This is a genomic window from Pseudomonas sp. OV546 (genome assembly GCF_900116845.1).
Lineage (GTDB): Bacteria > Pseudomonadota > Gammaproteobacteria > Pseudomonadales > Pseudomonadaceae > Aquipseudomonas > Aquipseudomonas petroselini.
Map to the genome: position 1 here is coordinate 359,962 of NZ_FPCE01000003.1, position 14,643 is coordinate 374,604.

The following is a 14,643-nucleotide window of genomic DNA, read 5'->3' on the forward strand; positions in this document are numbered from 1 at the left end:
CCATTGCCCCAGGAAAACCTTCATGCTTGTTGATCAACGATTGGAACTGCATCAGCTGTTGCCGGCTTTGGTAGACGGGCGCCTGATCACACCCGAAGTGGCGCAGCGCTTGTCGGCGCTGCCGGCCAGCAACAGCCAGCATCCCCTGGAGAGCATCGCAGCCCAAGGCCCCAACCTGGAAACCCTGACCGAATGGCTTGCCCAGCATGCCGGGCAACCCTATCTGCGTATCGACCCATTGAAGATCGACGTGGCAGCCGTGGTGCCGCTGATGTCTCACGCGTTCGCCCAACGTCATGCCATTCTCGCGGTGGCGGTGGACGCGCAGACCGTCACTGTCGCCAGCGCCCAACCCCACATCACCAGCTGGGAAGCCGGGCTGGCGCAGGTGCTCAAGCGTTCGATCAAACGCGTGGTGGCCAACCCGCAGGACATCGCGCGCTGCATCGGCGAGTTTTACCGGCTGGCCAAATCCGTCAGCGGTGCCGACCAAAAGGTCGCGGCGCCTGGCCATGTCGAATTGCTCAACCTCGGCGCCAGCGAGCAAGAGCCGGATGCCAATGACGCGCATATCGTCAACATCGTCGACTGGTTGTTGCAGTACGCCTTCGCACAGCGTGCCAGTGATATCCACATCGAGCCGTGCCGCGAACAGGGCCGGGTACGCTTTCGTATCGACGGGCTGCTGCATGACGTCTATCAGTTTCCGCCCCAGGTCACGATGGCGGTGGTCAGCCGCCTGAAAAGCCTGGGCCGTATGAACGTGGCGGAAAAACGCCGGCCCCAGGACGGCCGGGTCAAGACCAAAAGCCCGACAGGCGCGGAAGTGGAGCTGCGCCTTTCCACCTTGCCCACGGCGTTTGGCGAGAAGCTGGTGATGCGGATCTTCGACCCGCAGGTGCTGCTCAAAAGCTTTGACCAGTTGGGCTTGTCTGCTGATGACCAACAGCGCTGGCACGCCATGACCAGCCAGACCAATGGCATCATCCTGGTCACCGGCCCTACCGGTTCGGGCAAGACCAGCACCCTCTACACGACGCTCAGGCAACTGGCGACCCGGGAGGTCAACCTGTGCACCGTGGAAGACCCGGTCGAGATGGTCGAGCCGGCGTTCAACCAAATGCAGGTGCAGCACAACATCGACCTGACCTTCGCCAGCGGCATCCGCGCCCTGCTGCGCCAGGACCCGGACATCATCATGATCGGCGAGATTCGCGACCAGGAAACCGCTGAAATGGCGATCCAAGCCGCGTTGACCGGACACTTGGTGCTGTCGACCCTGCATACCAACGATGCACCCAGTGCCATCAGCCGCTTGCAGGAACTGGGAGTTGCTCATTATTTGATCAAAGCAACGCTACTGGGCGTGATGGCGCAGCGCTTGGTGCGGGTTTTGTGCCCCCACTGCAAGCGTGCACGGGGTGACGTGCATGAGGCCGTGGGGTGCGTTGAATGTCGAAACAGTGGTTATCGGGGACGCGCCGGCGTATACGAAATCATGGTGTTGAACGAAGCACTGAAGACGCTGATCACGCCCGGCGCCGACGTGCAGGCGCTGCGTCAGGCGGCGGTGGCACAAGGTATGTGCAGCCTGCGCATGGCTGGCGTGCAAAAGGTCCAGGCAGGGCTGACCACCCTGGCGGAGGTATTGCGGGTGACCCCTGGGGATTCGGTAACAAATCCTTTGTTTGTTACACGGTGAAACCGTTCTTATCGGTGACAACACCGTTACAATCGGCCGAACGTCGTTTCACTGACACCATCAGATAGGGAATCGCTATGCAGATCGGAACCGTACTGCTTCTTTTCGTGGGCTTGGCCATCGCCATCCTGTTCATGGGCTTCAAGGTCGTCCCCCAGGGTTACCAATGGACGGTCGAGCGTTTCGGGCGCTACACCAACACCCTCAAGCCTGGCCTGAACATCATTATCCCGGTCATGGACCGCATCGGCCGCAAGATCAACGTGATGGAAAGCGTGCTGGACATCCCGCCCCAGGAAGTCATCACCGCCGACAACGCCACCGTGCAGATCGACGCCGTGTGCTTCTTCCAGGTGGTCAACACGGCCCAGGCCGCCTACGAGGTCAACAACCTCGAACATGCCATCCGCAACCTGCTGCAAACCAACATCCGTACCGTGCTCGGCTCCATGGAGCTGGATGCCATGCTCAGCCAGCGTGACGGCATCAACGAAAAACTGCTGAAAACCGTGGACGAAGCCACGGCACCTTGGGGCATCAAGATCACCCGTATCGAGATCAAGGACATCAGCCCGCCGGCCGACCTGATGGCCGCCATGTCGGGCCAGATGAAAGCCGAGCGGATCAAGCGTGCGCAAATCCTCGAAGCCGAAGGCCTGCGCGCCTCGGCGATCCTGACTGCCGAAGGCAAGAAGCAGGCGCAGATCCTTGAGGCTGAAGGTAGCCGCCAAGCGGCGTTCCTTGAGTCCGAGGCCCGCGAACGTCAGGCCGAAGCGGAAGCCCGTGCCACCCAGGTCGTATCCGAGGCGATCGCATCGGGCAACGTGCAGGCGGTCAATTACTTCGTCGCGCAGAAATACATCGATGCCCTGGGCAAGCTGGCTTCGGCCAACAACAGCAAGGTCATCCTGATGCCGCTGGAAGCCAGCCAAGTCATCGGCGCGGTCGGCGGTATCGGCGAGATCGTCAAGGCGACGTTCGACAACAAGAAAGGCTGAGGCCATCGCCATGTGGGATTTCCTGCAGCATCTGTCGTTCTGGGATTGGCTGGCACTGGGTACCGTGCTGTTGATTCTTGAAGTATTTGGCGCCGGTGGTTACCTGTTGTGGATGGGTATCGCAGCGGCTGCCGTGGGCGTGATCAAGTTCCTGGTGCCGCCTCTTGGGCTGGAATGGCAGCTCCTGCTGTTTGCCGTGTTGTCGATTTTGACGGCGGTGTATTGGTGGAAGCGCCAACGCAGCAGCGCCAAGGCCAGTGACCAGCCAGGCTTGAACGAGCGTGGCTCGGAGCTGATCGGCCGCACCTTCGTGGTGCATCAGGCGATTGTAGATGGCCGGGGCAAGGTAAAGGTCGGCGATGGCGTGTGGATGGTGACCGGCCCGGACAGCCCCGTAGGCGCTCAAGTACGGGTGGTTGGCCAGGAAGGCGTGGTGTTAAAGGTTGAAACTGTTTAGTCAGTGATGGAACTCGATTGGCCTAACTACAATCATAAACTACAGATAACCCACCCGGAGTCACCCATCATGCGTCTCAAATATGCTGTCGCAACCCTCGCTGTGCTTTCCCTCCCTGTCGGTTCAGCCATGGCCGACAGTTTCTGGCGCAATGTCATCTCGTCGGGCGCCACTACCGGCTCGACGTACCTGACCTTCAAAGACCACAAGCTGGTGGTTGCCGCACAAGATGACGCAGGCAGCTTTGTTGCCAGCGACGGCGGCATCCGTGGCCCGTACCTGGAAGCCGCGATGCAGAAAGTCCGCGCCGATAACCCTGGCCTGCAGGCCACGGACATGGAGCTGGCCAACGCCATCCTCGCGAAAAACGCCGTCACCGAATAACTCGGGCTCGATAAAAAATGCCGCTTTTGACAGCGGCATTTTTTTGTCTTCAATTCCTACGGTCATCGCCGCTGATTACTACATAAGCATCCCTGCTTTCCCAAGTGAACACGGAGAAGTCCTGTCGAGCCTCACCCTGCGGGGCAACAAGCTAAGGCTTCCTTTTTAAATAAAGCGAACCACTGCCCATGCACACGCTTGCCTACGCACTGCTGCTCTCTGCATTTGCCACCCCTTACGCACAAGCGGAAAGCTGGTACGGATCAGCCAAATTCAACAGCGCTCGTCAGAATCTCTCCAGCTCGCTGCTGACCAGCCCACGCGTCACTGACAGGGTGGACGCCCCGGATAGCAGCAAGTCATTTGTGGCTTCTTTCGCCGCGGGCTATGCCTTTGACAATGGCTGGCGCCTCGAAGGGGAATACACCATGCCGAACAACTCGACATTCAAATCCTACTGGGCCCCTTTCAATGCCAACGTCAACAGCCTGCATGTCCAGAGCCAACGCTTGATGCTCAATGGCTATAAAGACATCCCGATCAACCCATGGTTGTCGTTCTACGGCATGGCCGGGGTGGGCGTCGCACGCATTGAAGCCGAGGGCTATCAAACGAATGAGACCCGTCGTTTCGCCAGCAATCGCCAGCATCATTTCGCCTACAGCGTAGGCATGGGGCTGGAAGCCAAGGTCAGTGAGCAAATCACGCTGGGTGCCGGCTATCGTTACATCGCAATGGGCGATGTTGAAACCGGCTACAACACCTTCGCAAACCGTGTGAACGCTCGGGATGAGCAACTCAAAGGTAAGCTCAAGGAACAGAATGTGTTTCTGGAGGCGCGCTATTCCTTCTGAAACCTAGTAGGAAATGCCGTTTTCGAAGCGGCATTTTTTAACCGGACGGTGACGATTCATTCACAGGCGACAGGCTATATTCAGTCAAGCCGTGCAACCATGCCGGTACTGATACCTCGCTTACTCATCGCCAATCTGAAACGGATGCCTTCGTCGTCATGAGCCAACAGCCCTTCCTGCCGTTTTCCAAACCCACCATTGATGAAGCCACCATCTCGGCGGTCGGCGATGTACTGCGTTCGGGCTGGATTACCAGCGGGCCGAAAGTGCAGGCCTTCGAAGCGCAGTTGTCGGAATACTTTGGCGGACGGCCGGTGCGCACGTTCAACTCGGGCACCTGCACCATGGAGATTGCCTTGCGCATCGCCGGTATTGGGCCAGGCGATGAAGTCATCACCACGCCGATCTCCTGGGTGGCCACGGCCAACGTGATCCTGGAAGTGGGTGCCACACCGGTGTTTGCCGATATTGACCCGGTGACCCGCAATCTCGACCTGGTCCAGGTGGAGGCTGCCATCACCCAGCGCACCAAGGCGATCATCCCGGTGTACCTGGCCGGCCTGCCCTTGGACATGCCGATGCTGTATGCACTGGCCAACAAGTACAACCTGCGCATCGTCGAGGACGCAGCGCAGGCGCTGGGTTCCAGCTGGGATGGCGAACGTATCGGCGCCACTGGGGATTTCGTGTCGTTCAGCTTCCAGGCCAACAAGAACATCACCTCTTCCGAAGGCGGTTGCCTGGTGTTGAACAACGCAGAGGAAGCGCGGCTGGCAGAGAAGTACCGCCTGCAAGGCGTTACCCGCAGCGGCTTCGATGGTCTGGACGTGGACGTGCTGGGCGGCAAGTTCAATATGACCGACATCGCCGCTGCCATTGGCCTGGGGCAATTTGCCCATATCGAGAAGATCACCGCGCACCGCCAGCACCTGGCGCGCCACTATTTCAAATGCTTTGGCAGTGATTTCGAAGAACAATACGGCGCACAGCTGCCGCCGGCTGATTTCGAAAACAGCAACTGGCACCTGTTCCAGTTGGTACTGCCGGAGCGCCACGACGGCCTACCGGCCCGCGCCACCTTCATGGAGCAGATGCAGGCCCACGGGGTCGGCATTGGCTATCACTATCCGCCGATCCACCTGCTGAGCCTTTATCGGGCGCAGGGGTTCAAGGAAGGTATGTTTCCGGTGGCGGAGAAGGTGGGGCGTTTGATCGTGTCACTGCCGATGTTTACGGCGATGACTGAGGCGGATGTGGAGCGCTCGGTGGCAGCGGTGAAGGCGGTTCTACAGCGCTGAAACACATTGCGGGAGCCGGATAACCGGCTCCCGCAACAGGATCACTCGCCGATGGCGGCTTTGTAGCCAGCAGCATCCAGCAGTTTTTCCAGGTCAGCCGGGTTGCCAGGCTTGAGCTTGAAGATCCACGCGCCGTACGGGTCGGAGTTGAGCAGCTCGGGGCTACCGCTCAGTTCTTCGTTGACGGCAATCACTTCGCCCGCAATCGGAGCGTAGATATCCGAGGCGGCCTTCACCGACTCAACCACGCCCGCTTGGCCCGCAGCGTCAAACTGAGCGCCAACTTCGGCCAATTCAACAAACACCACATCACCCAACGCTTCCTGAGCATGGTCGGAAATACCGACGGTCACAGTGCCGTCAGCTTCCAGGCGCGCCCATTCGTGGCTTTCGGCGAAACGCAGGTCGGCAGGGATATCGCTCATAGTCTGTGTCCTCAAGAAGTAATGTCAGCGGCCTTCGGCCTGCCGGAAATAGGTTAGATCAAGGTTTTGCCATGGCGCACGAAGGTCGGTTTGACCACTCGAACCGGGTACCACTTGCCGCGGATTTCCACTTCGGCCCGATCAGCGGTTGCCGTCGGTACACGCGCCAGGGCAATGGATTTGCTCAGCGTAGGAGAGAAACTACCACTGGTGATCTCCCCTTCGCCAATATTGGCGATACGAACCACCTGGTGAGCGCGTAAAACCCCGCGTTCTTCCAGTACCAGCCCGACCAGTTTGAACTGCACGCCGGCTGCTTTTTCCGCTTCCAGCGCAGCGCGGCCAATGAAATGACGCTCGGCAGGCTCCCAGGCGATACTCCAGGCCATGTTCGAAGCCAAGGGCGAAACGCTCTGGTGGATGTCCTGGCCGTACAGGTTCATACCGGCTTCGAGACGCAGCGTATCGCGGGCGCCGAGACCAATGGGTGAAATACCAGCGCCCACCAGGTCGTTGAAAAAACCCGGCGCCTGATCAGCCGGCAAGACAATCTCCAGGCCATCTTCCCCGGTATAACCCGTGCGCGCGATAAACCAATCGCCATCAGCCTGGCCCTCGAAGGGCTTGAGCTGGTGAATCAGCGTGCCACGAGACTGGGTGACCAACTCGGCGATCTTCTGCCGGGCGTGGGGACCTTGAATGGCCAGCATCGCCAACTCAGGCCGCTCATGCAGTTGCACTTGGTAAGTGCCCAGTTGCGCATGCATCCAGGCCATGTCCTGGTCGCGGGTGGCGGCATTGACCACCAGCCGATAGGCGGCCTCGGTACGGTAGACAATCATGTCGTCCACCACGCCGCCCTTTTCGTTGAGCATGGCGCTGTACAACGCACGGCCACAGCCATGCAGACGTTCGACATCATTGGCCAGCAGGCGCTGGAGCCATTCCTTGGCCTGGGGGCCGGTGACATCGATCACGGTCATATGAGATACATCGAACACCCCGCAGTCGCGTCGCACCTGGTGGTGTTCTTCAACTTGCGAGCCGTAGTGCAGAGGCATATCCCAACCGCCAAAATCGACCATTTTCGCGCCGAGGGCGAGATGCAGGTCATACAGAGGCGTACGCTGTCCCATGGGTTTCTCCTTCCGGGCTTGGCGAAGGTGCGCAGCATTGCTGTTCGTGCCGGACACCTTGAATTACAAGGCCTGCAGCCACGTCCAGCGACTCGATCCGAAAGACGGACCGCACCGAATGCCGCGCATTGTAGCCGCAAGCCGTAGGACTGGCACCTAACCGATTTGCCGGGCGGAGCGTCGGATCAGCCCGATCACCGGCAACAGGCCCACCAGCACCAGGGTCAGCGCAGGTAAAGACGCCCGGGCCCACTCGCCTTCACTGGTCATTTCAAAGATCCGCACCGCCAGCGTGTCCCAGCCGAACGGGCGCATCAGCAGGGTAGCGGGCATTTCCTTGAGCACGTCGACGAACACCAGCAACGCTGCGCTCAAGGTGCCGGGCAACAACAACGGCAGATACACTTTGCAAAACAGTCGTGGGCCGCTGACGCCAAGACTGCGTGCCGCTTCCGGCAACGAGGGCCGGATACGCGCCAGGCTGTTTTCCAACGGCCCGTAGGCCACCGCCAGGAATCGCACCAGATACGCCAGCACCAACGCCGACAGGCTGCCCAACAGCAACGGTTTGCCCGCACCACCGAGCCAGCCGGACAGCGGCACCACCAGTTCACGGTCCAGGTAGCTGAACGCCAACATGATCGACACTGCCAGCACCGAGCCCGGCAAGGCATAGCCGACATTGGCCAGGCTGATGCCGGAGCGGATCGCCCGTGTCGGCGCCAGGCGGTTGGCGAAGGCCAGCACCAGCGCCACGCTGACGGTGATCAGGGCAGCGATACCACCCAGGTACAGGGTGTGGAGGATCAGTCCGGAATAACGCTCATCCAGATCGAAGCGGCCGCGCTGCCAGAACCAGGCGAACAATTGCAGCATCGGGATGACAAACGCACAGGCGAATACCAGCCCGCACCCGCTACTGGCCGCCGCCGCCTTGAACCCGCGCAGCTGATACAGCGCCTTGCCCCGTGGCCGCTCATTGCTCGGTCGGCTCGCGCCCCGGGCACGTCGTTCGCCGTACAGCACCAGCATCACCACCAGCAGCAACAGGCTGGCCAATTGGGCAGCGCTGGAAAGGCTGAAAAAGCCGTACCAGGTCTTGTAGATGGCCGTGGTGAAGGTGTCGAAGTTGAACACCGAGACCGCACCGAAATCCGCCAGGGTTTCCATCAATGCCAACGCCACCCCGGCACCAATCGCCGGCCGCGCCATGGGCAGTGCCACGTGCCAGAACGCTCGCCACGGCGATTGCCCGAGCACCCGCGCCGCTTCCATCAGGCCTTTGCCCTGGGCCAGGAACGCGGAGCGCGCCAGCAAGTAGACGTAGGGGTAGAACACCAGCACGAGGACGATGATCACACCGCTGGTGGAGCGCACCCGTGGCAGACGCAGGCCGGTGCCGAACCATTCGCGCAGCAGGGTTTGCACAGGCCCTGAGAAGTCCAGCAGGCCGACGAATACAAACGCCAGCACATAAGCCGGTATGGCGAAGGGCAGCATCAGCGCCCAGTCGAGCCAGCGTCGGCCGGGGAATTCGCAAAGGCTAGTGAGCCAGGCCAGGCTCACGCCTAACAGGGTTACGCCAACACCGACACCCAGCACCAGCGTCAGCGTGTTGCCCAGCAGGCGGGGCATCTGGGTTTCCCAGAGGTGCGACCAGATTTGCGCGTCGATACTCTGCCAGGACAGCAACAGCACGCTCAGCGGCAGCAGCACCAGGGCGGCGACGGTAAAGACCGGCAGGTACCAGCGGCGTTGGGCGGGGTGGGCCAAAGTCAGTTCTCAGTGAATGAATAGCTTGAAATCGCCGCAATCCAATGTGGGAGGGGGCTTGCTGTGGTGAGGGGGCTTGCCCCCCGACGGGTTCACCGTAGAACCATTGGGGCTGCTCCGCAGCCCAGCGCGGGGCAAGCCCGCTCACCACAGGAAGCTCGCTCATCACAGCAAGCCCGGTCACCACAGCAAGCCCCTCCCACATTTGGATCTACGGTGCCCGGCAGAGTGTACTTAGTTCCAGCCAGCGCGATCCATCAGGCGAATGGCTTCAGCCTGGCGCTTGCCCGCCACTTCCACCGGCAAGGTATCAGCCACGAACTTGCCCCAGGTCGCCACTTCGGCCGACGGCGGTACCGCCGGGTTGGCCGGGAACTCTTGGTTCACGTCGGCAAAGATCTTCTGCGCCTCAGCCGTGGTCATCCATTCCACCAGCGCCTTGGCGGCTTCCGGGTGCGGCGCGTATTTGGTCAGGCCGATGCCCGACAAATTCACGTGCACACCACGGTCGCCCTGGTTCGGCCAGAACAGCTTCACCGCCAGGTCCGGCTTCTGCTTGTGCAGGCGGCCGTAGTAGTAGGTGTTGACGATGCCCACATCGCACTGGCCGGCATTGATGGCTTCGAGCACGGCGATGTCGTCGGAGAATACGTCGGTGGACAGGTTGTTGACCCAACCCTTGACGATTTCCTCGGTCTTGGCCGCGCCGTGGGTTTCGATCAGGGTGGCGGTCAGCGACTGGTTGTAGACTTTTTTCGCCGTACGCAGGCACAGGCGGCCTTCCCACTGTTTGTCGGCCAGGGCTTCGTAGGTGGTGAGGTCACCCGGCTTTACCCGGTCGGTGGAGTAGGCAATGGTCCGCGCGCGCAGGCTCAAGCCCGTCCAGGCGTGCTTTGAAGAGCGGTATTGCAGGGGGATGTTCTTGTCGATGACTGCGGAGGTGAAGGGTTGCAGAATGCCCATTTGCTCGGCCTGCCAGAGGTTGCCGGCATCCACGGTGAGCAGCAGGTCGGCAGTGGCGTTCTCGCCCTCGGCCTTGATGCGCTGCATCAGCGGGGCTTCCTTGTCAGTGATGAACTTCACCTGCACGCCAGTCTTCTGAGTGTAGGCATCGAACACCGGCTTGATCAGCTCGTCGATGCGCGAGGAGTAGACCACCACTTCGTCGGCGGCCTGCACGGTCGTGCTGCCGATCAAGGTGAGTGCCAGGGCAGTCAGGAGGCGCTTGGATGCCAACATGGGGGCGGTCTCTCATTTGCAAAAAGAGGGCAAATGATAAGGACTGGCATTTAGTGGCGCTTGGTTGAGGCGTTACCAGATGTTGCATGAGGGAGTGTGCGATGAAGCGGATAGCCTCATCGCGGCCTATCTTTTACGAGCACAGCAGTAACCGCATTTCGATGTCAGGGTTTTGCCAGGCCAGGTAGATCGCCGGTCAGGCCCAGCGCCTGGCGTACAAACACGGCCTTGGCTTCAGGCATCTGGTCGACCATCTTCAAGCCAGCATTGCGCAACCAGCGCAGCGGCAGTTGATCGGCCTGGAACAGCCGCTCGAAACCTTCCATCGCCGCCATCAACGCCAGGTTATGCGGCATGCGCCGACGCTCATAACGACTCAGCACCTTCACATCCGCCAGCCGCTCACCACGCTCGGTTGCCGCCAACAACACCTCGGCCAACACCGCCGCATCGAGGAAACCCAGGTTCACACCCTGCCCCGCCAACGGGTGTATCACGTGTGCCGCGTCTCCGATCAACGCCAGGCCCTCAGCCACGTAACGCTTGGCGTGACGCTGGCGCAAAGGCACGCACACACGCGGGTCGGCGCTCACCACGGTCCCCAACCGCCCTTCAAAGGCGCGCTCCAATTCACCGCAGAAGCTTTCATCGTCCAACGCCATCAGGCGCTCGGACTCGGCCGGCGTGGTCGACCAGACGATCGAGCACCAATCCTCCTGCCCATCCCGCACCAGCGGCAAAAACGCCAGCGGCCCGGTGTCGGTAAACCGTTGCCACGCCGTGCGCTGGTGCGGCTGGCTGCTGCGCACGCTGGTGACAATGGCGTTATGCAGGTAATCCCATTCGCGGGTCGCAGTGCCGGTCAGGCGGCGCACGGCGGAGTGGGCGCCGTCGGCGGCTACCACCAGCGGCGCACGCAACTTACGGCCATCGGCCAACGTCAGCAGCCAGTCATCGCCGGAGCGGCGCATCTGTTCCAGGCGGGCATTGGCCAGCAGGCCCAGGTCGCAGTCATGCAGGCGGTCGAGCAAGGCGTCCTGAACCACGCGGTTCTCGACGATGTGCCCGAGCACCTCGGCATGCACGCTGGCCGCCGAAAAGTGGATCTGCCCGGTGCCGCTGCCGTCCCACACCTGCATCTCGCCGTAGGGGCTGGCGCGCCGCGAGACGATACCGTCCCACACGCCCAGGCGCTCGAGGATGCGCTGGCTGGCGGCCGACAAGGCGCTCACCCGGGGCTCGAAGGCCGCATCACGGTCGAACGGCTTGACGCTCAACGGGCTGCCGTCGAGCAACAGCACCTGCAGGCCATTGCCCTGCAACGCAAGCGCCAAGGCGCTTCCGACCATTCCGGCCCCGACAATCAGCACATCTGCGCGCATGTCCATGCTTTAAGCCTGTCTCACTGGCGGCTTGCGCCGCACGTAAAGGGTTTTGTCGACCCGCGCCACCAGGGTGCCGGAGCCGTCATGAATCTGCACCTTGAGGTGGGGCAGGTACTTCTCGCCCCCTTCGGTGTGTCGACGGACCTCGTCCAGCAAGGCCTCGTCGATGGAAAATTCGGCATACACCGGGCCTTGGCCCGGCGACACGAAGTCAATGCTCGCGGCCTTGTCCCACACAATGTAGTCGCGGCCCAGGTTCTCCATCAGCATCAGCATGTAGAACGGGTCAACCATCGAATACAGGCTGCCGCCGAATTGCGTGCCGACATAGTTGCGGTTGTACCAGCCCAGCCCCATGCGCACTTTGACGTGACGGAAATCGGCGCTCATGTGCCGGACGCTGACCCCCGCCCCCAGGTACGGCGGATACAGGGTCATGATCCAGCGCAACAACCGCGCCTTGCCCAGGCGCTCGATCAACCACTTACGCATCGGGACGCGTGCCCAGGCCCATGGCCTGACGGGCGAACCAGCGTTTGGCCGGTGGCAACAGGTCCAGGCCCAGCAGGCCCATGTTGCGGCCCAGCGCCACCAGCGGCTGGGCGCTGCCGAACAGGCGCGTGACCTGGTCGGAGAAGCCCACGGTTAGTTTCTGGTCCAAGCGCTGGCGTTCGCGATAGCCCTGCAAGGTCGCCAGGTCACCCGGCACTTGCGGCCCGGCCAGCAAGGCCTCGGCCAAGGCATTCGCATCGCGCAGGGACAGGTTGAAGCCTTGCCCGGCAATCGGGTGCAGGCTGTGGGCGGCGTTGCCGAGGATCGCCAGGTGGGAACGCACCTGCTCCTCGGCTTCGACCAAGGTCAGAGGGTACAGATGGCGGGCGCCGACTTGCTTGAGGGTGCCCAGGCGGTAGCCGAACACGCCCTGCAATTCACTCAAGAAGCTGCGTTCGTCGAGATTGGCCAGGCGCTGTGCGTCCATGCCGATGCGGGTCCAGACCAGGGCGCAGCGGTTGTCCGGCAGCGGCAACAGGGCCATCGGGCCCTCATCGGTAAAGCGTTCGAAGGCTTCGCCGTTATGGGACTCGCTCGGGGTAATGTTGGCGATCAGCGCGCTCTGGTTGTACGGGCGGGTTTTCACGCCGATGCCCAGCTGTTCGCGCAGTCCGGAGCGGCCACCATCGGCCAGTACGGCGAGATCGCATTCCAGTACGGTTTCATCGTTGAGGGTCAGGCGGTAGCCATCGGCCAGCGGCTCCATGCGTGTGACTTCCGCCGGGCAACGCCAGCTGACCACGTCTTTGTCCAGGCCTTGCCACAGGCATTGGCCCAGCCAGGCGTTTTCCACCACGTAACCGAGGGCCGGCACGCCCTCCTCCATGGCAGACAAACGTGCGGTGGAGAAACGCCCACGATCCGACACGTGGATTTGCTTGATCGGCTCGGCACGGCGGGAAATGTCCTGCCACAGGCCCAGGCGCTGATAGATCTGCCGGGCGCCATAGGACAGCGCCGAAGACCGCGCATCGTAGCTCGGCTGGTAGCTGTCGCCCGGCGCAAAGGGTTCGATCAGCACGATCTTCCAGCCACGGGCCTTGGCCCCGGCCTGCAACGCCAGCGCCAGGCTGGCGCCTACCAAGCCGCCGCCGATAATGGCCAGGTTGACCCGGCTCATCGGGCAGCCGCCATCAGCGCTTCGATGTCGGCGACGGTCTTGGGCACGCCGCCGGTCAGGATTTCACAGCCTTGCTTGGTCACTACCACGTCGTCCTCGATGCGTACGCCAATGCCACGCCATTTCTTTGCCACGTTCTGGTTGTCCGGCGAAATGTAGATCCCCGGCTCCACGGTCAACGCCATGCCGACTTCCAGCACACGCCATTCACCGCCCACTTTGTACTCGCCCACGTCATGTACATCCATGCCCAGCCAATGGCCGGCGCGGTGCATATAGAAGGCCTTATAGGCTTCGCTGGCGATCAACTCGTCGACGTCGCCCTGCAACAAGCCCAGCTTTACCAGCCCGGCGGTGATGACCTGCACCGTGGCCTCATGGGCCTGGTTCCAATGTTTGTCCGGGGCGATTTCGGCGAAGGCGGCTTCCTGGGAGGCCAGCACAATCTCGTAGATCGCCTTCTGTTCCGGCGAGAACTTGCCGTTGACCGGCCAGGTACGGGTGATATCGCTGGCGTAGCAGTCGATCTCACAACCGGCGTCGATCAGCACCAGGTCGCCGTCCTTGAGCAGCGCGTCGTTTTGCTGGTAATGCAGGATGCAGCTGTTGCGCCCGGCGGCGACGATGGAACCGTAGGCCGGCATCTTTGCGCCGCCCTTGCGGAACTCATAATCCAATTCTGCTTCCAGGCTGAACTCATGCAAACCGGCGCGGCTGGCCTGCATCGCCTTCACGTGGGCGGCGCAGGAGATTCGGGCCGCCTCGCGCATCACCTTCAACTCTGCCGCCGATTTATACAGGCGCATGTCGTGGAGCAGATGATCCAGGGCAACGAATTCGTTCGGCGGCTGGGCGCCCAGGTGCGCTTTAGAGCGGATCACGTTGATCCACTCCATCAGGTGCCGGTCGAATTCGGCGTTGCTGCCCATCGCCGAGTACACCCGGTCGCGGCCTTCGATCAGGCCGGGCAGGATGTCGTCGATATCGGTGATAGGGAAGGCATCGTCGGCACCGAAGTCACGGATCGCGCCTTCGGTGCCGGCGCGCAGGCCATCCCACAGCTCGCGTTCGACATTGCGCTCGCGGCAGAACAGCACGTACTCGCCGTGCTGGCGACCGGGCATCAACACGATCACGGCTTCCGGCTCGGGGAAACCGCTCAGGTACTGGAAGTCACTGTCCTGGCGGTACACGTGCTCGACATCGCGATTGCGGATCGCCACGGCGGCGGCCGGCAGGATCGCGATGCTGTTGGGTTCCATCTGCGCCATGAGCGCCTTGCGGCGTCGGGTGTATTCCGCTTTGGGGATATGGATCATG

14 protein-coding genes are annotated in these 14,643 nt (G+C 61.7%); 6 read left to right on the forward strand and 8 right to left on the reverse strand.

The window, feature by feature from the left end; all coding sequences use genetic code 11:
- Nucleotides 1-22 precede the first annotated feature (22 nt).
- The 6 genes from BM403_RS09645 to BM403_RS09670 all read left to right on the forward strand — a co-directional run bounded on the left by BM403_RS09645 (nt 23) and on the right by BM403_RS09670 (nt 5,693).
- Nucleotides 23-1,702, forward strand: a complete 1,680-nt coding sequence (locus tag BM403_RS09645) for a GspE/PulE family protein (protein ID WP_093542586.1) — start codon at nt 23-25, stop codon at nt 1,700-1,702.
- Between the two features lie 77 nt (nt 1,703-1,779).
- On the forward strand, nt 1,780-2,700 hold the full coding sequence (locus BM403_RS09650) for an SPFH domain-containing protein (protein WP_010207363.1): 921 nt from the start codon (nt 1,780-1,782) through the stop codon (nt 2,698-2,700).
- 10 nt (nt 2,701-2,710) lie between these two features.
- Nucleotides 2,711-3,157, forward strand: a complete 447-nt coding sequence (locus BM403_RS09655) for an NfeD family protein (RefSeq protein ID WP_015886433.1) — start codon at nt 2,711-2,713, stop codon at nt 3,155-3,157.
- A 69-nt stretch (nt 3,158-3,226) separates the two neighbouring features.
- Complete coding sequence (locus BM403_RS09660) at nt 3,227-3,541, forward strand: DUF2388 domain-containing protein (RefSeq protein WP_003176799.1); 315 nt, start codon at nt 3,227-3,229, stop codon at nt 3,539-3,541.
- Between the two features lie 188 nt (nt 3,542-3,729).
- A complete protein-coding gene (locus tag BM403_RS09665) occupies nt 3,730-4,395 on the forward strand; it encodes an outer membrane protein (protein ID WP_046034903.1) in 666 nt (221 codons plus the stop codon).
- A gap of 158 nt (nt 4,396-4,553) precedes the next feature.
- Entirely contained in the window at nt 4,554-5,693 is a 1,140-nt protein-coding gene (locus tag BM403_RS09670) for a DegT/DnrJ/EryC1/StrS family aminotransferase (RefSeq protein ID WP_093542588.1), read from the forward strand.
- Between the two features lie 41 nt (nt 5,694-5,734).
- Here BM403_RS09670 and gcvH read toward each other — a convergent pair whose 3' ends face one another.
- From gcvH to pepP, 8 genes are all read right to left on the reverse strand, one after another.
- Nucleotides 5,735-6,118 carry a glycine cleavage system protein GcvH gene (gene gcvH / locus BM403_RS09675; protein ID WP_015886436.1) on the reverse strand — a complete coding sequence of 128 codons (384 nt, stop codon included), beginning with the start codon at nt 6,116-6,118 and terminating at the stop codon, nt 5,735-5,737.
- A 53-nt stretch (nt 6,119-6,171) separates the two neighbouring features.
- A complete protein-coding gene (gene gcvT, locus BM403_RS09680; RefSeq protein WP_015886437.1) occupies nt 6,172-7,254 on the reverse strand; it encodes a glycine cleavage system aminomethyltransferase GcvT in 1,083 nt (360 codons plus the stop codon).
- Nucleotides 7,255-7,410: 156 nt separating this feature from the next.
- On the reverse strand, nt 7,411-9,027 hold the full coding sequence (locus BM403_RS09685; protein ID WP_093542590.1) for an ABC transporter permease: 1,617 nt from the start codon (nt 9,025-9,027) through the stop codon (nt 7,411-7,413).
- Nucleotides 9,028-9,261: 234 nt separating this feature from the next.
- Entirely contained in the window at nt 9,262-10,266 is a 1,005-nt protein-coding gene (locus tag BM403_RS09690; RefSeq protein ID WP_093542592.1) for an extracellular solute-binding protein, read from the reverse strand.
- 164 nt (nt 10,267-10,430) lie between these two features.
- On the reverse strand, nt 10,431-11,648 hold the full coding sequence (locus tag BM403_RS09695) for a 2-octaprenyl-3-methyl-6-methoxy-1,4-benzoquinol hydroxylase (protein WP_175538061.1): 1,218 nt from the start codon (nt 11,646-11,648) through the stop codon (nt 10,431-10,433).
- 9 nt (nt 11,649-11,657) lie between these two features.
- Nucleotides 11,658-12,143, reverse strand: coding sequence for a DUF4442 domain-containing protein (locus BM403_RS09700; RefSeq protein WP_093542597.1), 486 nt, complete (start codon nt 12,141-12,143; stop codon nt 11,658-11,660).
- Nucleotides 12,136-13,323 carry a 2-octaprenyl-6-methoxyphenyl hydroxylase gene (gene ubiH, locus BM403_RS09705; protein WP_015886442.1) on the reverse strand — a complete coding sequence of 396 codons (1,188 nt, stop codon included), beginning with the start codon at nt 13,321-13,323 and terminating at the stop codon, nt 12,136-12,138. Before ubiH ends, BM403_RS09700 begins: the two co-directional genes overlap by 8 nt.
- The gene (gene pepP, locus BM403_RS09710) at nt 13,320-14,642 is read right to left on the reverse strand and encodes a Xaa-Pro aminopeptidase (protein ID WP_093542599.1); all 1,323 of its coding nucleotides are present in this window, start codon (nt 14,640-14,642) and stop codon (nt 13,320-13,322) included. Before pepP ends, ubiH begins: the two co-directional genes overlap by 4 nt.
- Nucleotide 14,643: the final 1 nt, after the last annotated feature.